The sequence below is a fragment of the Bradyrhizobium sp. R2.2-H genome (assembly GCF_004346455.1).
In the GTDB taxonomy this organism is placed as follows: domain Bacteria; phylum Pseudomonadota; class Alphaproteobacteria; order Rhizobiales; family Xanthobacteraceae; genus Bradyrhizobium; species Bradyrhizobium diversitatis.
In genome coordinates, this window is the sequence record NZ_SMBR01000006.1 from 264,592 (window position 1) to 286,404 (window position 21,813).

Annotated in this window: 19 protein-coding genes; 12 read left to right on the top strand and 7 right to left on the bottom strand. The window is 64.2% G+C overall.

All coding sequences use genetic code 11. From position 1 onward, the window contains the following. Nucleotides 1-9: 9 nt before the first annotated feature. From EDE08_RS17975 to EDE08_RS17985, 3 genes are read right to left on the bottom strand one after another with little or no spacing between them, the layout of a single operon-like run. Entirely contained in the window at nucleotides 10-1,383 is a 1,374-nt protein-coding gene (locus EDE08_RS17975; RefSeq protein ID WP_131870026.1) for an amidohydrolase family protein, read from the bottom strand. A gap of 5 nt (nucleotides 1,384-1,388) precedes the next feature. Beyond that, entirely contained in the window at nucleotides 1,389-2,468 is a 1,080-nt protein-coding gene (locus EDE08_RS17980; protein WP_131870025.1) for a maleylacetate reductase, read from the bottom strand. Beyond that, nucleotides 2,465-2,788, bottom strand: coding sequence for a Dabb family protein (locus EDE08_RS17985; RefSeq protein WP_036034831.1), 324 nt, complete (start codon nucleotides 2,786-2,788; stop codon nucleotides 2,465-2,467). Before EDE08_RS17985 ends, EDE08_RS17980 begins: the two co-directional genes overlap by 4 nt. A gap of 107 nt (nucleotides 2,789-2,895) precedes the next feature. Here EDE08_RS17985 and EDE08_RS17990 point away from each other — a divergent pair, with 107 nt between their 5' ends. After that, entirely contained in the window at nucleotides 2,896-3,819 is a 924-nt protein-coding gene (locus EDE08_RS17990) for a LysR family transcriptional regulator (RefSeq protein ID WP_131870024.1), read from the top strand. 51 nt (nucleotides 3,820-3,870) lie between these two features. Here EDE08_RS17990 and EDE08_RS17995 read toward each other — a convergent pair whose 3' ends face one another. The 3 genes from EDE08_RS17995 to EDE08_RS18005 all read right to left on the bottom strand — a co-directional run bounded on the left by EDE08_RS17995 (nucleotide 3,871) and on the right by EDE08_RS18005 (nucleotide 8,193). Further along, entirely contained in the window at nucleotides 3,871-5,403 is a 1,533-nt protein-coding gene (locus EDE08_RS17995) for a glucosamine inositolphosphorylceramide transferase family protein (protein WP_131870023.1), read from the bottom strand. Nucleotides 5,404-5,432: 29 nt separating this feature from the next. Further along, entirely contained in the window at nucleotides 5,433-6,608 is a 1,176-nt protein-coding gene (locus EDE08_RS18000; protein ID WP_131870022.1) for a glycosyltransferase family 4 protein, read from the bottom strand. Between the two features lie 238 nt (nucleotides 6,609-6,846). Then, nucleotides 6,847-8,193: a lipopolysaccharide biosynthesis protein gene (locus tag EDE08_RS18005; protein ID WP_131870021.1), complete on the bottom strand. Its 1,347-nt coding sequence runs from the start codon at nucleotides 8,191-8,193 to the stop codon at nucleotides 6,847-6,849. Between the two features lie 464 nt (nucleotides 8,194-8,657). Here EDE08_RS18005 and EDE08_RS18010 point away from each other — a divergent pair, with 464 nt between their 5' ends. Beyond that, nucleotides 8,658-9,881, top strand: a complete 1,224-nt coding sequence (locus EDE08_RS18010) for an FAD-dependent oxidoreductase (RefSeq protein ID WP_131870020.1) — start codon at nucleotides 8,658-8,660, stop codon at nucleotides 9,879-9,881. A 28-nt stretch (nucleotides 9,882-9,909) separates the two neighbouring features. Here EDE08_RS18010 and EDE08_RS18015 read toward each other — a convergent pair whose 3' ends face one another. Continuing rightward, a complete protein-coding gene (locus EDE08_RS18015; RefSeq protein ID WP_131870019.1) occupies nucleotides 9,910-11,046 on the bottom strand; it encodes a GNAT family N-acetyltransferase in 1,137 nt (378 codons plus the stop codon). Between the two features lie 564 nt (nucleotides 11,047-11,610). On the opposite strand from EDE08_RS18015, the gene EDE08_RS18020 reads away from it, so the two are divergent. The 10 genes from EDE08_RS18020 (at nucleotide 11,611) to EDE08_RS18065 (ending at nucleotide 21,756) form a co-directional block, all read left to right on the top strand. Continuing rightward, the gene (locus EDE08_RS18020; RefSeq protein ID WP_131870018.1) at nucleotides 11,611-12,771 is read left to right on the top strand and encodes a transporter substrate-binding domain-containing protein; all 1,161 of its coding nucleotides are present in this window, start codon (nucleotides 11,611-11,613) and stop codon (nucleotides 12,769-12,771) included. Further along, nucleotides 12,768-13,433 (top strand): ANTAR domain-containing response regulator, encoded by a 666-nt coding sequence (locus tag EDE08_RS18025; RefSeq protein WP_061883167.1) that lies wholly within the window; start codon nucleotides 12,768-12,770, stop codon nucleotides 13,431-13,433. The genes EDE08_RS18020 and EDE08_RS18025 overlap by 4 nt, the downstream gene beginning before the upstream one ends. A gap of 10 nt (nucleotides 13,434-13,443) precedes the next feature. After that, nucleotides 13,444-14,697 (top strand): urea ABC transporter substrate-binding protein, encoded by a 1,254-nt coding sequence (locus tag EDE08_RS18030; protein ID WP_131870017.1) that lies wholly within the window; start codon nucleotides 13,444-13,446, stop codon nucleotides 14,695-14,697. Between the two features lie 94 nt (nucleotides 14,698-14,791). Beyond that, nucleotides 14,792-15,664 carry an ABC transporter permease subunit gene (locus EDE08_RS18035; RefSeq protein ID WP_025035503.1) on the top strand — a complete coding sequence of 291 codons (873 nt, stop codon included), beginning with the start codon at nucleotides 14,792-14,794 and terminating at the stop codon, nucleotides 15,662-15,664. 33 nt (nucleotides 15,665-15,697) lie between these two features. Then, nucleotides 15,698-16,744, top strand: coding sequence for a branched-chain amino acid ABC transporter permease (locus tag EDE08_RS18040; protein ID WP_502700622.1), 1,047 nt, complete (start codon nucleotides 15,698-15,700; stop codon nucleotides 16,742-16,744). Beyond that, on the top strand, nucleotides 16,744-17,460 hold the full coding sequence (locus tag EDE08_RS18045; protein ID WP_131870015.1) for an ABC transporter ATP-binding protein: 717 nt from the start codon (nucleotides 16,744-16,746) through the stop codon (nucleotides 17,458-17,460). Before EDE08_RS18040 ends, EDE08_RS18045 begins: the two co-directional genes overlap by 1 nt. After that, nucleotides 17,453-18,181 (top strand): ABC transporter ATP-binding protein, encoded by a 729-nt coding sequence (locus EDE08_RS18050; protein WP_131870014.1) that lies wholly within the window; start codon nucleotides 17,453-17,455, stop codon nucleotides 18,179-18,181. Before EDE08_RS18045 ends, EDE08_RS18050 begins: the two co-directional genes overlap by 8 nt. Nucleotides 18,182-18,214: 33 nt before the next feature. Beyond that, nucleotides 18,215-19,204, top strand: a complete 990-nt coding sequence (locus EDE08_RS18055; protein ID WP_131870013.1) for an acetamidase/formamidase family protein — start codon at nucleotides 18,215-18,217, stop codon at nucleotides 19,202-19,204. A gap of 13 nt (nucleotides 19,205-19,217) precedes the next feature. Beyond that, entirely contained in the window at nucleotides 19,218-20,957 is a 1,740-nt protein-coding gene (locus EDE08_RS18060; protein ID WP_131870012.1) for a nitrilase-related carbon-nitrogen hydrolase, read from the top strand. A 37-nt stretch (nucleotides 20,958-20,994) separates the two neighbouring features. Next, nucleotides 20,995-21,756: an SDR family NAD(P)-dependent oxidoreductase gene (locus tag EDE08_RS18065; RefSeq protein ID WP_131870011.1), complete on the top strand. Its 762-nt coding sequence runs from the start codon at nucleotides 20,995-20,997 to the stop codon at nucleotides 21,754-21,756. Nucleotides 21,757-21,813 lie beyond the last annotated feature (57 nt).

Here is a 21,813-nt window from a genome sequence, read left to right on the forward strand (position 1 = left end):
ATGGCACTGCTAGGCAGCGCGTCCCTGTCGTTCGATGTCCTGCACCAGCCGCCGGCCGGATTGCGCCAGCAGTTCCTTCTTCGTCTCCAGTCCCTCGGCCAGCAACCGGTCGTTACGTTTCTTCCAGGCGCCGCCGATCATCACGGCCTCGATGTTGGCGAGGCCCGTCTGCATCACGACGGTGGCGACGGGATCGTGCACCGGGACAAGATTGAGATCGGAGGCGTTGATGATGACGAGGTCGGCGAGCTTGCCCGGCGTCAGCGAACCGATCTGCCTCTCGCGGCCGAGCATGCGCGCGCCTTCCGTCGTGATCCAGCGGAGCGCTTCGCGCGCGGGGACCGTGGTCGTCACCGGAATGGTGCCGCTCGTTTGTCGCGACTCCGCATTGTCGAGCGCCCGCTGCATCGAGAGCGCGAGGCGGGCGGCGGAGAGGAGGTCTCCCGCCAGCACGGACTCCAGATCGATGCCGATCGTCGGCCGAATGCCGCGCTTGAGAAGGCGTCCGGTGATCGGAAAGCCGTGGCCCTGAATCATCTCGTTCTCTGGCGTCACCGAGAAGGACACGCCGAGATCGACCATCCGGTCAAGGAGATCGTCGGGCAGATCGTTGCCATGGACGACGTTGACGCCCGCGCCGACGAGGCCGGCCTCGATCAGCTTCTCCCAGCCGCCGGGCGTCTTGGCCGGACCGCCGCCCTGATGCATCGATGCGATCAGGTTCAGCTCCCGCGCTAGGCGGAAATCGTGCATGGCGACGTCGAGCGTCGAATAATGCGGACCCAGGATCGCAAGTCCGAGCGTGACGAGGCCGTCGCGGTCGGCGAGGGGACCTGCGAGCAGCCGCTCGACCTCGCGGCGCGGATGCGGCACTTCCGAGAAATGCGGCTCGCCCGGCTTCGGCTCTGGCTTGGGCGAGCCGTGGAAGAAGGCGGCACGGATGCCGCTCTCGATCAGGCCGCGCACGGCGGCATCGGTGTGAGCAGGCGTCGGATTGTTGTGGCACCAGTCGACCAGCGTGGTGACGCCGTGGTGGATCTGGTTCAGCGCGCCGACCAGCGTCGCGATATGGATGTCTTCGGGCCGGAACACGGTCGCGAGCCCGGCATGCATGCGGCGGAAATACTCCAGCAGCGTCCAGTTCGCGGCATAGCCGCGCAAGCCCGTCTGCCAGGTGTGCATGTGCGCGTTGATCAGGCCGGGGATGACGATGCGCCCGGCGCCGTCGACGATTTCGGTCTCGCCGGCGCCACTGCCGAGGTCGATCGACGGGCGCACGTCGACGATCCGGCCGCCTTCGACCAGCACATCGCCGCTCGAAAAATCGCCGATCGCATCATCCATGCTGATGACGGTGGCTGATTTGATCAGTGTGCGCCGCATCGCTGTCACGCCGCCGCTTTTGCAGTGCCTGGCGGCTCGCCGGCCCAGGCGCGTGCAATCAGGTCGCGGATGGCGTTTCGCTCGAGCGGCCGCGGATTCCAGTAGGCATTGGTGACGGCGAGGTCTGCCGCCTTGTCGATGCCGCTTTGGGGCATGCCGATATCGCGCAGCGCGACCTTCGCACCCAGCCGCTTCGCAAGCTCGAAAAGCCCCTGCGACGGGTCTGCAGCGCCGATCGCGCGCGAAATGCGCGCCATCGCGTCGGGCACCGCAGGTGCATTGTAGGCCAGCGCATGCGGCAGCACGATGGTGTGGGTCTCGGCGTGCGGCAGGTCGAAGGTGCCTCCGAGCGTGTGGCAGAGCTTGTGATGCAGCGCCATGCCGACGGTGCCAAGGCAGACGCCGCACAGCCAGGCCCCATAGAGCGCCTCGGTGCGGGCCTCGCGATCGTCGCTTTTCGCGGCGATCGCGGGCAGGGCTCGCGCCAGCGCGCGGATGCCTTCTTCCGCCATCAGCGATGTCACGGGATTGGCGTCGCGGGCATAGAGCGCCTCGACCGCATGGGCGATCGCATTGATGCCGGATGTTGCTGCGAGGCTGGCCGGCAGCGTCAGGGTCAGATCGACGTCGTAGATCACGGTCTCGGGCAGCACCGCCATATCGCGCACGGTGGTCTTCAGGTCGTTCTCGGTCTGGCCCAGGATCGGCGTCATCTCCGAGCCGGCATAAGTGGTGGGGATGCAGAGCTGGTTGACGCCGGTACGCAAGGCCAGCGCCTTGCCGAGCCCCGTGGTCGAGCCGCCGCCGAGCGAGACGACGCAATCGGCTTCGCACGCCTTCAGCGCCGCGAGGGCCCGTTCCGTGACCTCGACCGGCGTGTGCATGGTCGCGCCGGAAAACAGGCCGGCGTGGAGCGGGCCGAGCGCGGCGCCCAAGCTATTGCCTTGCGCCTCCTGCTGCGGCGTCGTCAGCACCAGCGCGCGCTTGCCGCCGAACCGCTCGACTTCGGCCTTGGCGGAAGCCAGCGTTCCGCTGCCGAACACGACGCGGCAGGGCAGGTTTTCGTAGGTGAACGAGCCGATCATGCGCCGGTCTCTTTGATGGGATAATCGACCTGGAAGCGCCCGATCCGCAAGTCGCCCAGCGCCTCGCGGACGCGCAGATGTTCCGGATGGTTGGCGTAGGCGGCAAGCGCGGCCTGGTCGGTGAATTCGGAGAACAGGACGACGTCGCAGGCGTAGTCGACAGCGCTGACGTCCATGCCGACTTCGATATGGGTGAGGCCGTCGATGCGGCCCTTGAGGCCCTCGAACAGGGTCTTGACCTTGAGCCGGGCGGCGGAGCGCTCCGCAGGCGTCTCCCCGCGCAGCCGCCACATCACGATGTGCCTGATCGGGCCCGACATTTCCCGGTTTCCTCGCCTGCGATGGTGCTTTGTTGGCGCCATTTTGCCTTGCAGAAATCGGAAATAAAGGTCAAAATTTGTAAGTCTCTTTTCCTCATTTCGCAAAAATGGACCGGCTGCTCCAACTCGAGGTCTTCTCCAAAACCGCTGAACTCGGCAGCCTTTCCAAAGCTGCCGAAATCCTGCGGATGTCGAACGCGGCCGCGAGCCGCCATCTCAGTGCGCTGGAGGAGCGGCTGGCAGTCCGGCTGATCGAACGCAACACGCGCCGGCAATGGCTGACCGAAGCAGGGCAGGAACTGCTGCAGCGTTGCAGCACGCTTCTGAACGAGCTCGCCGAGGCCGAAGACGCCGTCTCCGACCGCGCACTGTCGCCGAAGGGCATGCTGCGCGTGACAAGCTCGCTGTCGTTCGCGATGATCTATCTCGCGCCGATGCTGCCGGCCTTCCGCGCGCTCTATCCCCATCTCAACGTGCAGATCATCAGCGCGAACCGCTACCCCGACTTCATCGAAGCAGGCATCGACGTCGCGATCCGTACGCGCGAGCACGAGCCGGATTCCAACATCATCGTGCGCCGCATCGGCCAGATGCATCGTGTGCTCGCGGCGTCGCCGGCCTATCTGGAGCAGCACGGCCGGCCTGAACATCCCGCCGATCTCGCCCGCCACAACATGCTGATCTACAACCTCGCCAACGATCCCTATTCGCTGCGGCTGAGCCAGGGCAGCACGACGCAGACCATTCGGATCGCACCGACGCTGGACAGCAATGACGGCCAGATCATCTGTGGCGCGGCGCGCGCAGGGCTCGGCATCCTGATCCAGCCGCTCTACATCGTGCAGGGGGATATCGCCGCCGGCCGGCTGGTGCCCGTCCTGAGGGACTGGCAGCTGCCGTTGCTCACCATGAACATCGCCTATCAAAACCGCGTCAGGCTGCCGGCCAAGATCAGGGTCTTCTCGGACTTCCTGGTCAGCCACATCCGCGAGCATTCGCAGCCCGGCATCTGGATCGACGCGGCGAAGTGAGCGGGCAACTCGAGATTCGGGTCGCCGTGGGATCGGCGCGCGAAACGCAGATCAAACAGCCGAACTCGGCCTGGTTCGTGCAGACAGGACGGTCGACGGAAATTGACTTGCGAATGCGCGAGTCTTGGGTTGAACGCGTGATCCGTCGATCAACTCGAGTCGGCCGCAGCGGTTCAGCGTGTGCAGCTTCCTGCCGGGCCATAGCGGCCCGGGCTTGAGCGAGTGGCGAACGATCTGCCTGAACGCCGTCGGCGACAATTCTACGACTTCCGCTAGCGCAAGCCCTGTGCCGTATCCATCGGAACAGTCCTGCACCGGTCGCCACAATTTGTCATTGAGGGTGACGAAATTCCCCGCCGGCCGCGTGCTTGCGCGGTCGATCAAGACCGGATTGCTGGCGTGGGGCAACCAGGGCCCCTCGAGGCGGTCGGCGTAGTAGATCGCCAGCGAATCCGAATAGCCACCCGCTCCGTCGCGCCAGGCGCCGAACAGATAGTGCAGGCCGTTGTGCCGCGTGATCGTGGCGTCGGCCAGTTCGAGGCCGGAAAGGAGCGTCGCATATCGCTCCCATTTGTCCGGAAACCGAACGCATTTGTAGAGGGCGACGTCCCCGCGCGTCGAGCTCTCCGGGATCATCCACAGTTCGCCATCGTCTTCGATCAGAAACGGATAGGAGAGGTGCCAGGGCTCCTCCAGCACCGGCATCACCTCGCCGACCGGCCCCGCGTCACTGAACTCGATCGCCGAAATGATGCCTTTTCCGACGCGGTGATCGAGATCCTCGAAGAAGACGAATGTGCGTCCCTGCCACGTGATCGGAAACGGATCGGCGTAGAAGTGGTTTCCAGGATCTCCCAGCACGTTCCAGCCTGGGCCGGACAGATCTCCGGTCTGCCAGACGCCTCCGCCGTTATTGAAGCGCCATCCGATGTGCCAATGCGGGGCATAGCAGCAGAGGCGATAGATCTCCTTGGCGATCGATGCGGCAAGGCCGCGAGCGACATAGCCGACGGGTTCGCGGCGCAAGCCATTCCCGGCGGGGCGCGCCAGTTGCGGCACAATTCGCGGTCTTCCCGACAGGACCGCCGCCACCATGGTCAGGGTTCGCGCCATGACGGTTTCGAGCGCGCCGCTGAGGCCCGCGGCAATCTCTCCGGATGGATGGCCGCGGTCGAGGACCGAACCGTCGACCTCGTTGACGATGTCGATCACGGGCAGGTCGCCGGCGAGAATGGCGGCGAGGGCGGCATTTTCGCCCGCGGCTCCGTTGAACAGCGGACGCAGATACAGCCGGGCAGAGCAGTCCGGATCCCGCTCGGCGCCCGTAAAATCGACGATCACGTCGGCTGCGCTGCAAGCCTGCGCCCCTTCGGGAACGATCTTCAGCCTGTCTGCGCCGCCATGCTTGCCTTTGCGCAGCACCACGCGTTCGAGCTCGAACAGGGCGTCGAGGCCTGCGGGCCGCGGCTCCGCCGTTGGCGCCCATACGATTTGAACCGGCACGTCCCGGCCGTCGATCGACAGCGTCTCGCGGGCCATCCATTGCCGCGCGTACTCGCGTTCACAGCGAAACTCGATGATCATGTCGAGCCAATCTGTTTCAACGGATCATGTCAAATGACCTGCTCGAGAATACGAACGTATTCGTCAACCATCGCATCTACCGAATAGCGCAGTCGCAGGCCTTTGGCGTTTTGTCGCAGTTCGTCGCTCAGGTGCTGGTCCGTCAACAGCGTGGAGACGGCTGCGGAGAGCTTCGCATGATCGGAGGCATCGACGAAAAGCGCAGTCGGTCTCCCTTCGTAGGACAACACTTCGCGCAGGACGGGAAGATCGGTCACGACCGAGGGAACACCGGCATTCGCGGCCTCGACAGCGGCCAGACCGAAGGTTTCGGCCTGTGTCGGAAACACGAACACGTCCAGGCAGGCCAGGAAGTCCGCCATCCGGCTGGGAGGAATCTCCCCGAGCCAATGCAGTCGGTCCGAGACGTTCAAGTCGTTCGCGAGCTGTCTCAGTCGGGCCTCGTCGGCGCCCTGGCCGGCAAGCGCAAGGCGCCAGGATGGCTGATCCGGCAACAGGCGTATTGCCAGATCGAGCCGCTTGTGCGGATGCAGCCTTGCTGCGCAGCCAAGCAGGACGCAGTCCGGCGGCAGGTTGAACCTCTGTCGTGCAGCCTCCTTCGACAGCGTGAGGGCCTTGTCGTCGAAGCCGTGCGGCACATGCACCATGCGCGACCGGTAGGCCGCGGGGTAGCGCGAATATTCGCGCTGCATGTCCTTCGAATTGAGCGTGATGCAGTCGAAGAAGCCGAGGCTGCCCATGACGATGTCGGCGGTGCGGACCGGCCAGCTCATCGACATTGCGGATGAAACCTGATTTGCGACAACCGGTGCACGGCTGACGAGGCGCGTCACGCCACCGCCGATGACGTTGCCGAAATGCTGGAAGGTCAGGACTGCGTCGGGCCTCGTGGCCCTGATATGGCGGCCGAGCGTCCGCAGCATCTGCAGCAGCGCCACCGGATTGCCCGGCCGGCTCTGCGCGCAGTAGAGCGTATCCGGCGGTTCATCGAAAGAGTCCGATTTGCGAAAGAAGAATAGATTGGTGACGCGGTAGCCGCGAGCGGTGAGCCCGGCGCCGAGAAGCCGCGAGATTTCCTGCGCACCGGCGTTCTCGGCCTGGGTTTGCGCGAGAAGCACGTGCAGTTTCGGCCCGCCGTTGGCCGGCCGCGCCAAAGCCGTCGCGCTCGTCTCGCCCAATTGCTTGTTCGGCTGATAGTGGAGCACGAATCCCGACCCGCTAAAGAAACGAAATCTTCACCTTCTTAACTCCGTACCTATCATGCGGGTATCGCCCGGACATCGGCTAGCAACAAACGGAGTTAATGCGAGGCCTTTGCAACCACATCGTTCGCGCGGCATTTCAGCTGTTTCCCCGACGGTGCGCGGCGAGTGCGTTAACCAATCCGGCTTGCACGCTGCCGGCGCGTGACTGCGGATTCCCCGAGCCGCGGCCTGATGACATCTAATCGCTCGAGTCCGCGCCGCGAACTGCATAGTTGCCGCGCCTCGAAGCAGAGAAGCGCAAGAGCACGAGGACCGAGGGATCCACCCCGGATCGCCGGCGGCAGAGGATATTCAGGGCAATGGTCGCGAGCGCGAGCGACACCGTCGCCGAAATCGCCGCGCCAAGCACGCCGAGCCAGGGAATGAGGACGATAAATCCCACGAGCCGCAGCGCGACGTTGGCGGCAACGACCGGCACGTAGATTCGTTCATGGCCGGTCAGCTGCAGGATTGCAGCAGACGGGCCGCCTGCCGCCTGGATGGCGGTTCCGATCGCGAGCACGATCAAGACCGAGTGCTGTGCGGTGAAATGAGGTCCGAACAGGTTGAGGAGATAGGGGCCGCCGATCCAGATGATGACGAGGCCGGCGATCACGCAAAGTGCGGTCACTTCCGCCATCAACCGCAACGTCCGTTCGAACTCCCGGTGGTTCTTGCTGAAATACAGCGACGGAAGCCGGCGCGCGCCGAAAGTGTACAGCGCTGCGGACAGCATGGCGAAGATGTTGGCAAGGCGCGAGGCGGCAAAGTAGATTCCTGCGGTCGCCGGATCCAGCATCCAGTAAACCAGAATGACGTCGAAATACTGATTGGCGGCTTCAAGGATGGATGCGAGCCAGAAGTGAAGGGCGCTCGATCGCCAGCGGGACGTCTCGGTGCGCGCCGGCGTACCACGCAAATCCGGCAGCACTCGCGCGATCGAAATGATCTGCGCCGCCAGGCCCAACGACATCGCTATTGTCATCACCGCGAACAACTCGGCGGGATCGAGCTGCCGATGGCCGAGCAGCATGGCGAGCAGGAACAGGACGACGATGACCCGCCAGAAGAACTCACGATTTCCTTCGCCCATGAGAATGCTGACCAGCGAGCGAGCGATCTGGCTCCCAAGCATCACCGCGGCGTTGACGGCCGTGTAGGCCGACACCGCGAGGATCAGCAGCCACCAGTCGCCTCTCATGCTTGCCGCGATGGCGATCCCGGCGATCACGATCAGCATTGCGACCGAGGCAATCTTGAAACTCGACAGGAGGACGCCTTTGGTGAGGTCCGGCCTGTCACTGACCTGATACTCGTTGAGGAATCGCACCAGCAGGGATTCCTGGCCGACCAGTCCCAGGACGGCTGCGATCTGGGCGACCGAGAGCCAGGTCGCAAAGATGCCGAAGCCATCGGGCGACATCGTCCGTGCCGCCAGCGAGAACAATGCAAACGCGAGCACGCCGCTGCCAACCTTGAGGAGGATGGTCCCGGCAACACCGCGCGTGACATCGCGCCGCATGAACTGGAGGATGGCTTCGATCATGGAGGTTTAAGGGGCTACGCTCCCCTGAAGAGACGTGTTCCGATACCGGCGACAACCTAGCATGCTGCAACGGCGCGAGTGTTAATGGACGAGATGCAGGATCTCGCCGGCCGCGGCGATATCGCGGCTACGTCGGCTGCTTCACTCTGGAACATCGTCGTCCTCATTGTCCCGGTTGGTGCAAAGTCCAGCTCGACCGACTGACGGCCTGGCGCCGCATCGACGACCGAAGAAGACGAGATCGGCGGTTCGAGTGCGGAATGGCGCGCGGGATCGGTCGCCGGGATGTCGGAACCCGGAATCTACGGAGCCACTCGAGCAAGACGCGTGCCGGAACGGCAACAACGCGCCCGCCGCTTCCGGTCGTTAACCTCAATCTTCGGAAATGATCGCACTCGGCTCTGCGATGCGACATCAGGCGGGAGAGTTGCACGGGAACCGCCGTTAATCTGGGAGCCGAAGCCATGACGACGGATGGAGCCGTGACCGTGCCGATTGATGAGGGCGAGACGGCAACGATCGTCTCCGACATCGCCGTTGTCGGCGGTGGCCTCGCGGGATCGCTTGCGGCGGCCGTGCTGGCGCGGGCAGGGCATCGCGTTGCTCTCGTCGACAAACGCGCGATCTACCCGGACGAATTCCGGGTCGAAAAGATCGGCGGCCATCAGCTGGAGCTGTTTCGCAAGCTGGGCTTTCTCGACGCGCTCGAGGATGTCGCCTGCCGATATGACCAGGTGCTCAATATCCGGGAGGGCAAGGTGGTCGATGTCAGCGTCGGCCAGGCCTACGGATTCCCCTATGCCGATCTCGTCGCCATGGCGCGTCGCCAGGTCCCCGATCCATCCCGCCTGATCGTCGACGAGGTCACTGCGATCAGCAGCAGCGACGATGTCCAGCATCTCGAGCTGGCCTCCGGACGGCGCATCACCGCACGCCTCGTTGTTCTGGCCACGGGCATGGCGGGAGTCCTCGGTTACAAGCTCGGCATCAGGCGGCGCGTGCTGGCCGAACGCCATTCGGTTTCATTTGGGTTCACGATCGCCCGCCAGGACGGTACTCCGTTCGATTTCGAGGCGTTAACCTGCTATGGCGAACGTACGGCGGACGGCATCGACTATCTCAGCCTGTTTCCCGTCCGTGCCGGCATGCGGGCCAATCTCTTCATGTTCCGCGATCCGACCGCCCCGATCATGCGCGAGTTGCGTCGCGAGCCGGAGGCGACGCTCTTGCGCCTGCTGCCGGGATTGCGGGACTATCTCGGCGATTTCCGCGTGACCGACAGGGTCCAGAACTGGGTGATGGATCTGACTGTCGTCGAGGGGCATCTCCAGCCCGGCGTCGTGTTCATCGGCGATGCGTTCCAGACCAACTGTCCCGCCGCCGGCACGGGCGTCGCCCGCCTGCTGGTGGACGTCGACCGTCTTTGCACCGAATACGCGCCGAGGTGGCTCATGACCCCAGGCATGGGCCGAGAGAAGATCTCGCAGTTCTATTCCGATCGCGACAAGATCGCGGCCGACCAGCAGTCGCTGAAGATGGCGCGCTTCCGCGAGGCTCTGACGTCCCGCAACGACATCGGCTGGGACGTGCGGCGACGGTTGCACTTCCTGCGGCGCAGTCTGACACATCGCGTCGATCAGATGCACCCGGGTTGGCTCGGGCGTGTCCGCGGCGCGTTGCGCGCCTGAGTTCTGCTCCTCCTTCGCGTGCCGTGGGTCAGCGCGTGAGAGTTGGGGTGCGCGCGGGCTGGAGTCTCAAATCCGATAGCCGCTTGGCCGCCAGCTTGAGCCAGGGAGCCTGCTTCAGCGCGAAGAGGGCGATGGCGCCTGCGGCGCTGCCGGCCTGCGTGACCGCCCACATCGGCGAAGGCTGCCCGCCGAACGATTTCTTGTATGGCTCGTCGCCAATGGTGAAATCGAGCGTCTGATCTCCGCGCTCGATACAGTCCCGCGCCACCTGCTCGAACATCAGCGCGCCAAGGGATTGGCTCTTGTAGCCGGCGATGTCGAAGGCGCTCATGATGACGAGGAGGCCGCCCCGATGGCATAGTCCGAGCACGGCGGCAATCACCTCGCCGTCCATCTTCATGGCGTAGAGGCGGACAAAGGAGCCCAGGCCGCCAAGCGCGACGGCGGAATAGAAGTCGTAATATTCGGAGCGCTGCAGCAGGTCTCCGTCGCCCTGTGCGCGAAAGCGCGGACCCCGGAACTTCCTCATGACGTCCAGCGCCTCGAGCACGGACGCGCTGTCGGCGCAGCACTGGAAGCTCAGCGCGCCCTTCTTCTCGAGTTGACGGCGTTTCTTTGCGAGCTCCTTCTGATAGGAGCGATCGAGCGTGCTGGCCCGCCATTGCTCGAACGGCGCGACGAGAACCGTCGCGTAGGCATTGGTGTCCATCGCTACGCGGCGGGACGCAGCCAGGAGGTCTTCGATCGGAAGCCGTCCGTCGGGCAGCTTGACCATTCGGAGCAGATCGAAAGGACGGACAAGGCGCCGAATCTGCGCGCACGCAGCCGCGTCGTCGAGCAGTTGCGAGAACACGTCCGGGCTGCAAACCGGCGCCAAATAGTCGGAAACGCGGAGGTCGGCGAACTCGACGGTTCGTAACGGACCGCGCCGGATCCGGAGCAGGGGCAGCACCATCGCAAGCGCGCCCGTCGCGCGGTGGCGGACCACGACGACCAGAGGGGTTGCGCCCGTTTCCGGCGCGAGCCTGGTGTAGAGGCTATGCAGCCAGACCGGATGCTGGAACGCAGTGGCGGCCGACCGATCAAACAGCTCTGCATATTCCGGAGACAGAAAGTCGAACGACTGCTCGACGACGATGTCGAACGTATTGCTGAGCTTGTTCATGAGCAATCAATGAAACCAGGTCGATTTCGCGAGCGTCGATCGCGCCTGGCCGGGCTTATAGCAAGGTCGTTACGGGGCAGACACCGGCAGCGTGCGATTTGCATTAATGCGTTCAGCGACGTTCGTATCGTTACCAAATTCCTAAAATGCCGGAGGTGCATGGGTTCGGGGCTGAGGATGAGATCGTGCGCGGCCGGCTCGATGCCGGATGACGCTCAGCCGGCTGGAATTCACACCCGGCGAATTCGATAGCGCACGTCAGGCCTGAAAGCAGGACTTCGGGCGTGCCGTCATGGCTACGGCGCATCGACGCGTGGGCTCGGATCGGATGCACAGTTTTGCTGCACCACGATACGAATCGTAGCAGCTTTCGCTGCAATAACGCGCTTGACTTCGTAACTGATCTCAACGACCGTACAACACAAGCGTTGGGCAGTTCAGCCCGTCAACGCAGCGAGTTTCAACCATTTCCAACATCGCGCGGATTTTCGCGTGCTCGGTTGGCGGCGAGGGCGCCCTCGGCTTAACGAGCCGATGGGCGCCTTTTTCATTTCGGGACGTGTGATGGCGCGGACGACATACCGGATCGGCATAATGCTCTCGACGACGGGGTCCTATAGCGTCGTCGCGCGGTCGATGCTGAACGGGGCACTGCTCGCCCTTCGCGAGATCAACGCGAGCGGTGGCGATATTGCGCTCGATCCCGTGGTCGTGAATCCGTCCGGCGACCTCGCGAGCTATTGCTCGCTCAGCCTCGAGCTTCTCGGCTCCGGCGTTCGGCATGTGGTCGGCTGCTACACCTCGTCGAGCCGCAAGGAGGTGATCCCTTGCTTCGAGAAGCTCGACGGACTGCTGTGGTATCCCTCTCACTACGAGGGATTCGAGAGCTCCGATAACGTCATCTACACCGGCGCCGCGCCGAACCAGCACGTGCTGCCACTCGTCGACTACCTCGCATCCCGCCTGGGTTCGCGTGCCTTCTGCGTCGGCTCGAATTACATCTGGGCCTGGGAAAACAACCGCATCTTTCGAGAGGCACTGACTGCGCGCGGTGGCACCGTGCTCGCCGAACGCTATCTCTCCGTCGGCGACACCGAGGTCGATCAGGTGATCGCCGCAATCATCGACCAACGCCCCGACTTCGTCTTCAACAATCTGATCGGCACCAGCGCCTATGCGTTCTTCCGGGCGTTCCGGGCCGCCTGCCGCGCGCGCGGCATCGATCAGGCCGCGGAAATCCCGGTCGCGAGCTGCACGCTGTCGGAGCCGGAATTGCCGGAGATCGGCCCGGATGCGATCGATGGACATCTATCCTCGAGTGTCTATTTTTCTTCGCTGAACTCGGCGGAAAACGGCGCCTTCATTCGCGCCTATACGACGTCCTTTCCGGACGGACCGGCCTCGTCGGCGGATGCCGAAGCGTCCTACATCGCCGTCAAGCTGCTCGGAGCGGCCCTGTCGCAGGCCGGCACCGACGACGCCCGGACGGTCCGCGCCGCCGTGGGAGACCAGCGGCTGCATGCGCCGCAAGGCGAGGTCCGCATCGACCGCCAGACCTTCCACGCCTGGCTCACGCCTCGGATCGGCCGGTCGACCGCCAACGGGCAGTTCGAAGTGCTGCTGGAATCGCGCGAGCCGATTGCGCCGGATCCCTATCTCGTTCAGTCGTCGCCGCGCTTTGCCAGCGCAATGCGCTCTCCACATTTGAAGGTGGTGCAATCATGAGCTCCCGACTGCTGCAGAACTTCAAGGGCGGCCGTGCCATCGTCGTCACCAGGCGAGGAGGGTGGGAGAGCGCGCTCGAAACGACGCTGGCCAAGCTCGGCGTTTCCACGGAGTACCCGGAGATCATCGACGGTCGCGCCCAGATCGATGTTGCGAGTCTGCAGGCCGACCGTGACATCCTGTTCATCGACGGCGATCTCGAAGGCGCCGTCGCCATCGAGGTCAATCCTGCCTCGCGATTGCCGCCGGCGCCGGTGATCGGCCTCGTTGGCGTCGAAGCGCCGAGCCGGCTCAAGGCGCTGGTCAATCTGGGTGCGACTTCATTCCTGCGCAAGCCGGTGCATGGTGGCGCGGTCTACACGTCCCTGTTCATGGGCATCAACCAGTTCCTGCTGCGCGCCGAGATGTATGAGCGCTTGCAGGGTCTCGAGGAGCGCCGCCGCGGCCGCCGCGCGGTGATCCGGGCCGTCATCCTGCTGATGCGGCAGGAGGGCCTCGACGAGGAGGGTGCCTATTCCCAGCTCCGCCGCGAGAGCATGCGCGCGCGGCAGAACATGGAACTCTATTGCGAGGAGTTTCTGAGCAGGCGGGCGAAGCCGCCCGACACGTCCAGCCGCACGACCGGCATTACGCTGCAAGGCGGCAACAAGCAGGCCATCTAGGAGAAGCAAAATGAGCAAGTCTGTATTGCGGGGGCTGCGCGCCGCAGCCCTCACGGGGACGCTTGTCCTCGGATCACCCCTTGGATCACACTCGGCGCTCGCGGCAGAAAACCCGATCAAACTCGGTGTGCTCGAGGATCAGTCCGGCGACTTCGCAGCGGCCACGATCGGCAAGGTTCACGCCATCCAGCTCGCCGCCGAGGAGATCAACAAGGCCGGCGGCATCATGGGCAGGCCGCTGGAGCTCGTCGCTTACGACACGCAGTCCGACAACACCCGCTACCAGGAGTTCATGCGGCGCGTGCTCCAGCGCGACAAGGTCGATGTCGTCTTCGCGGGCTTCTCTTCGGCCTCGCGCGAGGCGTACCGCCCGATCGTCGATCAGTTCAACGGCTTTGCCTTCTACAACAACCAGTATGAAGGCGGCGTCTGCGACGGCCACATGATCGTGACGGGCGCCGTGCCCGAGCAACAATTCTCGACGCTCATTCCGTACATGATGGAGAAGTACGGCAAGAACGTCTACACGCTCGCAGCCGACTACAATTTCGGCCAGATCTCGGCGGAGTGGGTCCGCAAGATCGTCAAGGAGAACGGCGGCAAGATGGCCGGCGAGGAGTTCATCCCGCTCGGCGTGTCGCAATTCTCGCAGAGCATCCAGAACATCCAGAAGGCCAAGCCGGACTTCGTGGTGACGCTGCTGGTCGGCACCGCGCAGGCCTCCTATTACGAGCAGGCGGCTTCCGCCAACGTCAACCTGCCGATGGCTTCCTCGGTCAATGTCGGCCAAGGCTACGAGCACAAGCGCTTCAAGCCGCCGAGCCTGAAGGACATGTACGTCACCACCAACTACATCGAGGAGATCGACTCGCCCAAGAGCAAGGCGTTCTACGCCAAGTTCAAGGCCAAGTTCCCGAGCGAGCCTTATGTGAACCAGGAGGCGGAGAACTCCTATCTCGCCGTCTATCTCTACAAGCAGATGGTGGAGCGCGCGAAGTCGACCAAGCGCGAGGAGATCCGCAAGGTGATCGCGCTGGGCGACGTCTGCATGGACGCGCCGGAGGGCAAGGTCTGCATCGACCCGAAGAGCCAGCACATGTCGCACACGATCTATCTCGCCAAGGTCGGCGCCGATCACTCGATTTCCTTCCCGAAGGTCTGGGAGGACATCAAGCCGTACTGGCTGGGTGACGCCGGCTGCGATCTCACCAAGAAGGATCCGATGGCCCAGTACACGCCGTCGAATCCGCCGCCGAAGCCCTGACCGGCGGCCGACCGCCCCGGCGCTTGCGGCGCGCCGGGGCGGTCACGGACATCTGCGGCGGCGACGCCGCATCCTCCCACATCCTGGTTGATTCATGGACATCGCGACCCACGTATTCTCGGCGCTCTATCAATTCGGCGACGCCTTCGCATTCCTGGTGCTCTCGGCCTGCGGGCTCGCGGTGATCTTCGGCATGATGGGCGTGATCAATCTTGCCCATGGCGAGTTCATCATGTGCGGCGCCTACGTCACCGCCGCGACCGTGCATGCGGGCCTGCCATTGCCGTTGGGAATATTGGCCGGCACGCTCGTCTCGGCTCTGGTCGGGGTCGTGGTGGAGCTCGCGGTCATCCGTCATCTCTACGACCGGCCGCTCGACACCATCGTCGCCACCTGGGGGTTGAGCCTGATCGCCACGCAGGGCACGCTGATCATGGTCGGCTCGACCATGGCGGGCGTCGGTACGCCGTTCGGCAGCTTCCAGGTCGGCGACTACTCATATTCGATCTATCGCATCGTGCTGTTCTGTGCCGCACTCGGCGTGCTCGCCGCCCTCTATGCGCTGTTCAACTGGACGCGGTTCGGCGTGCTGGCACGCGCCACCATCCAGGTGCCGCACATGGCGGCCGCGCTCGGCGTCGACACGCGCCTGATCTACAGCCTCACTTTCGCCTGCGGGGCAGGGCTCGCCGGTCTTGCCGGTGGCCTCTATGCGCCGACCATGACGCTGGTGCCGACCATGGGCGCCACCTTCATCATGGAGGCCTTCGTCACCGTGGTGATCGGCGGCGCCGACGTCTTTCTCGGCACCGCACCGGCCGGCGGCGTGCTTGCGGTGGTGAAGTCGGTGATGACGTCCTGGCAGGGACAGCTGTTCGGTCAGATCGGCCTCTTGGTCGCCGTCATCATCGTCGTCCGGGTGTTGCCGAAAGGCATTTCCGGCTTCGTGCTGCGCGAGCGCACCTGACGGAGTGATGGTGTCGTGACCGGTTTTCTTGCAATGTTCCGCCGTCTCGAAGGCCCGCAGACCGTCGGTCGCGGTCCGGCCTTCTGGGGCCTGTTCGCACTCGTACTCGCTGCCGCACTCGCCTATCCGCTGTTCAGCGACGGCTACACGGTCGGCAACACCGTCTACTTCTTCGTCTGGGTCTTCATCGCGCTCAGCCTGTGCCTGATCTGGGGCTATGGCGGCTCGCTCTCCTTCGGCCAGACCGCGTTCTTCGGGATCGCAGGCTATGGCTATGGCGTGCTCACCATCAATTTCGGCTCCGCCTACGGCTTCACGCTGCTGGCGCTGGTGATTGCGGTGGCGATCGCTGCGCTATTTGCGGTGTTGCTCGGCTACTTCATGTTCTTCGGCCGCATCGCCGGCGTGTTCCTCGGCATCGTCACGCTCGCCGTGACGCTGATGCTTGAGCGCTTCATGGCGCAGACCGCGGGGCCGGAATGGCACATCGGTAGCGCGAGGCTCAACGGCTTCAACGGCATGAGCGCGATGCCGCCGCTGACCATCCCCTGGCCGGGCGGGCCGATCGTGCTGTTCGCCGATATCGGGCTCTACTACCTCGTGCTCGGCCTTCTCGTCTTCGTCTATCTGGCCTTGCGTATCCTGATGAACTCGTCTTTCGGCAACGTCATCGTCGCGATCCGTGAGAACCCGGAGAGGGCGGAGATGCTGGGTTACGACATCCGCAAGTACCAGCTCATCACCTTCGTCATCGGCGCCGCGCTCGCAGGGCTCTCGGGCGTGCTCTACACGGTGTGGGGCCAGTACATCACGCCGTCGAGCATGGGCATGACGGCCGCGGCGCTGCCGCTGATCTGGGTCGCGGTCGGCGGCCGCAGCGACCTGACGTCGACCGTGATCGGCACGCTGGTGGTGCTCGCCGCGTTCCAGGCGCTCACGATCTACGGCAGCCAGTACGCGCTGGTCTTCATGGGTGTGCTGCTGGTGCTCACGGTGCTGATCGCCCCGAACGGTCTCGTGCTCGGGGTGATGAACTGGCTCGGCCGCATCGCCGCACGCCTCACGCAGAGGGCCGGCTGATGTCGCTGCTCGAACTGCGTCAGCTGAACAAGCATTTCGGTGGTCTCCACGTCACCAATTCCGTGGATCTCACGCTGCAGGCCGGCGAGATCCATTGCCTGATCGGCCCGAACGGCGCCGGCAAGAGCACGCTGTTCCGCCTGATCCTCGGCGAGCATCATCCCGGCAGCGGCGACATTCTCTTCGCCGGCGAGAACATCACGGCGCTGAAATCCTTTGCGCGGATTCACCGCGGCCTTTCGGTCAAGTTCCAGGTGCCCGGCGTCTTCAAGGGCCTCTCGGTCCGCCAGAACCTCGAGATCGCCCTGCAGAGCCGGCATCGCGGAGCTGAACTCGAAGCGGAGATCGGCCGGCTGCTGGCCTTTCTCGGGCTGCAATCGGAGCAGGCGCAGATCGCCGGCAATCTCAGCCATGGCCAGAAGCAATGGCTCGAGATCGGCATGGCGGTCAGCCTGAAGCCGCGCCTTCTTCTGCTGGACGAGCCCACCGCCGGCATGTCGCCCGAGGAAACCCACATGACCGGCGAGATGGTGCAGCGGCTCAATGCCGACGGCATGACGGTGCTGGCGATCGAGCACGACATGGCCTTCGTCCGGCAGGTCGCGCACCGCGTCACCGTGCTGCATCTCGGGCAGGTCTTTGCGCAAGGCTCGATCGACGAGATCGTGGCCGACGAGCGCGTGGCGGCGATCTATCTGGGGCAGGCCCATGCTTGATCAGCCGCGCAAGGAAGTCATCCTGTCGACCCTGGGCTTGCGCGCCGGCTATGGCGGCAAGCCGGTGCTCCAGGGCCTCGAGATCGAGGTGCGGGAAGGGGAGATCGTCGCCGTCATCGGTCGCAACGGCGTCGGCAAGTCCACGCTGATGAAGAGCCTTATCGGGCTCGTGCCGGCGATGAGCGGCTCGATCGTCTATCGCGGCGAGGCGGTGGAGCTTCTTCCCGCGCACAAGCGGGCGCGGCTCGGCATGGGCTATGTGCCGCAGGGGCGCGACGTGTTTCCGCGGCTGACCGTCGGCGAGAACGTCGCGGTCGGCGCAGCGATCAAGGGCGGCGGCATTCCGGAAGCCGGCCGGCGCAAGATCGTCGAAGCCTTTCCAATCCTCGAAGAGCGTTGGCATCAACGCGCCGGCACCATGTCCGGCGGCCAGCAGCAGCAACTCGCGATCGGGCGGGTCCTGATCGCCGATCCCAACCTCATCCTGCTCGACGAGCCCTCGGAGGGCATCCAGCCCAACATCGTCCAGGACATCGCGCGCAACATGGTCGAGCTCAACCAAAGGACCGGGGTGACCATCATCCTGGTCGAGCAGAATCTCGACATGATCCGCGCCATGGCGCAGCGCTGCTACGTCATGGACAAGGGACGCATCGTCGCCAACCTCGATCGCGCGGCGCTCGACGACGCGGCCGAGATGCGCCGTCATCTCGCGGTTTGAAGACCTACGCCAACGACAGAAGGAGAAAAGCAAATGTCCTGGCAGAAAGACTCCATCATGGCCCGCAAGGGCGTCGCCAAGGGCGAGCGCGGCACCGAGTACACGATCACGGAAAGCGAGCAGGGCAAGTACCACTATGTCTACGGCCCCTATGTGAAGCCGGTGCTGACGGTCGACCCCGGTGCCGTCGTCTCCGCGGAGACCCATGACGCGTTCGAGGGCGCCATCAAGAACGAGACCGACAGCCCGTCGAAGATCCTCAACTTCCCGTTCCTCAATCCGCAGAACGGGCCGATCCACGTCAACGGCGCCGAGAAGGGCGATACACTCGCGGTCTATATCGAGAGCATCGTGCCGCGCGGGCCGCAGCCGCGCGGCACCACGGTGATCATGCCGGAATTCGGTGGGCTGGTCAGTACGGGCAACACGGCGCTGCTCAATCCGGCGCTGCCCGAGCGCGTGAAGAAGCTGGAGATCGACGCCAAGACCGGCACCAAATGGAACGACAAGATTACGTTGCCTTATGAGCCCTTCATCGGCACCATCGGCACTTCGCCGGAGATCGAGGCGATCTCGTCGCTGCTCCCGGATTACTATGGCGGCAACATGGATCTGCCCGACGTCGGCGTCGGCGCCATCATCTATCTGCCCGTCAATACCAAGGGCGCGTTGCTCTATCTCGGCGACTGCCATGCGGCGCAGGGCGACGGCGAGCTCTGCGGCGTCGCCATCGAGCATCCGACCGTGACCACGGTGCAGGTCGACCTGATCAAGGGCTGGACCATCGCCTGGCCGCGGCTGGAGACCAAGGACTTCATCATGACCATCGGCTCGGCCCGTCCGATGGAAGATGCAGCCCGCATCGCCTATCGCGAGCTCTGCCGCTGGATGGCGGCGGACTACGGTTTCGACGAGATCGATGCCTACATGCTGCTGACCCAGGCCGGCCGGGTGCGTCTCGGCAACATGGTCGATCCGAAATATACGCTCGGCGCTTCCATCAAGAAGTCCTATCTCGGTTGAGGCCAGCCAGCTCATGTCCACCGTGCATAAAGTCGCCACCGTCCAGTTCGAGCCGATCATGTTCGAGAAGGAGCGCAACATCGCGCGCTTGCTCGAGCTCTGTGAGCAGGCGGCGGCGGCCGGCGCGAAGCTCATCGTCACGCCGGAAATGGGAACCACGGGCTATTGCTGGTTCGACCGCGCCGAGGTTCGGCCCTATGTCGAGCGGATTCCGGGGCCGACCACCGACCGGTTTGCGGCGCTGGCACGCAAGCATGACTGCTACATCGTGGTCGGCATGCCTGAAGTCGACGAAGACGGCATCTATTTCAACTCGGCCGTGCTCATCGGGCCCGATGGCATCGTCGGCCGCCATCGCAAGACGCATCCCTATATCTCCGAACCGAAATGGGCGGCGGCGGGCGACCTGCACAACCAGGTCTTCGACACGCCGATCGGACGGATCGCGCTCCTCATATGCATGGACATCCACTTTGTGGAGACCGCGCGGCTGATGGCGCTGGGGGGCGCGGACGTCATCTGCCATATCTCCAACTGGCTCGCGGAGCGAACGCCGGCGCCTTACTGGATCAGCCGCGCCTTCGAGAACGGCTGCTACGTGATCGAGAGCAACCGCTGGGGTCTCGAGCGCACCGTCCAGTTCAGCGGCGGAAGCTGCGTGATCGGGCCGGATGGCCAGGTGATCACGGTCCTCGACAAGGGCGACGGGGTCGCGCTGGCCGAGATCGATCTCGATATTGCGCGTGCGCGCCGCGTGCTGGGCGAGCCTGTCTTCCGTCAACGCCGGCCCGAGCTCTATCCGGAACTGCTCACCGACACCTTCAGCTGGAATCCGCGCGATTTCTTCGGCCTTTACGGCCACGAGCCCTGGCCTGAAGGCGTGCGCTCGCGCATTGCCGCGGCCCAATTCGCACCCAGTGCCGATGTTGCGCGAAATCTCGAGGCGATCGCGAACCTTGCGCGGCAGGCCAAGGCCGACGGCGCGGAGCTCGTCGTATTCCCGGAGCTTGCGGTCACCGGCCTCGCAGATCCCGTGAGATCGGCGCAGCCGATACCGGGCCCGGCCACTGCGAGGCTGCACGCGCTCGCTGCGCAGCTCCAGATCCACATCGTCTGTGGGATGGCCGAACGCGCGGGCGATGTCGTCTACAACAGCGCCTGCCTGATCGCGCCGGATGGAAAGATCACACTCTATCGCAAGACGCATTTGACCGAAGAGGAGCGCAGCTGGGCCACGGCGGGCGACGACTGGACCGTGATCGACACGCCGATCGGACGAGTAGGCCTCCTGATCGGCCACGATGCGGCGTTTCCGGAAGCGGGGAGGGTCCTCGCACTTCGCGGCTGCGACATCATCGCATGCTGCGCGGCGGTCAAGGGACCCTTCGGTTCATCACATCCGGGGACGTCCGTTCTGCAGCCGGCACCGATCCCGACCGGCGCAGATCCGCATCATTGGCATCACTTCCGCGTCCGCGCCGGTGAGAACAACGTGTTCCTGGCGTTTGCCAATGTATTCGATCCCGAACACGGCTATCCGGGCCTGAGCGGCGTGTTCGGCCCCGATACGTTCGAATTCCCGCGCCGCGAAGCGATTGCAGCGGACGGCACGAACCTTGCTACTGCTCTGGTCGACACCACCAATCTCGACAGCATGTATCCGACCAATGTCGTGCGACGAAAGGACCTCGTTTCGATGCGTATGCCACACAGCTATCGCGGGTTGGTCAGGGCAATGGCAAATAACCACTGAACGTGTAACTCTACAGGGGAAGAATAAGGAGCCGATCATGGATCTAGGACTTGCGGGTGCCAAGGTTCTCGTCACCGGCAGCACCAAGGGGATAGGCCGTGCGATCGCGGAGACCTTTGCCGCCGAGGGCGCAAATGTCGGCATCTGTGCGCGCAATCAGGCGGACGTCGACAGCACCGTTGCAGCGCTCAAGAGCAAAGGTGTCGCGGCCTTTGGCGCTGCGGTCGACGTATCAGATGGTGTGGCACTCAAGGCCTGGGTGGTCGACATGGCGACCAAACTGGACGGAATCGACGTCGTCGTGGCCAATGTGAGCGCGCTCGCCATCGGGCAGGACGATGAAAGCTGGGCCAAGGAATTCTCGACCGACATGATGGGCACGGTCCGGCTGGTGAATGCGGCCATGCCCTATCTGGAGAAGAGCCGTGCCGGTGCGATCGTCGCCATCTCCAGTGTCTCCGGGCGAGAGGTCGATTTCGCGGCCGGTCCCTACGGCACGTTCAAGGCCGCCATCATCCACTACACGCAGGGTCTAGCCAATCAGCTCGCACACAAGGGCATCCGTGCCAACACGGTCTCGCCGGGCAACACCTATTTCGAAGGCGGTGTCTGGAACACCATCAAGGACAACAACCCCGAGCTCTACAAGGCGGCGCTTGCGCTCAATCCCACCGGCCGGATGGGAACGCCGCAGGAGATGGCGAACGCAGTCGTATTTCTCGCAAGTGGCGCTGCCAGCTTCATCACAGGAACGAACCTCGTCGTCGACGGTGCCCTGACGCGCGGTGTGCAATTCTGAGACGGGAGCGCTGAAACGCAGATCGGTCACCCGCGTCATGATTGACCGTGTGATCGC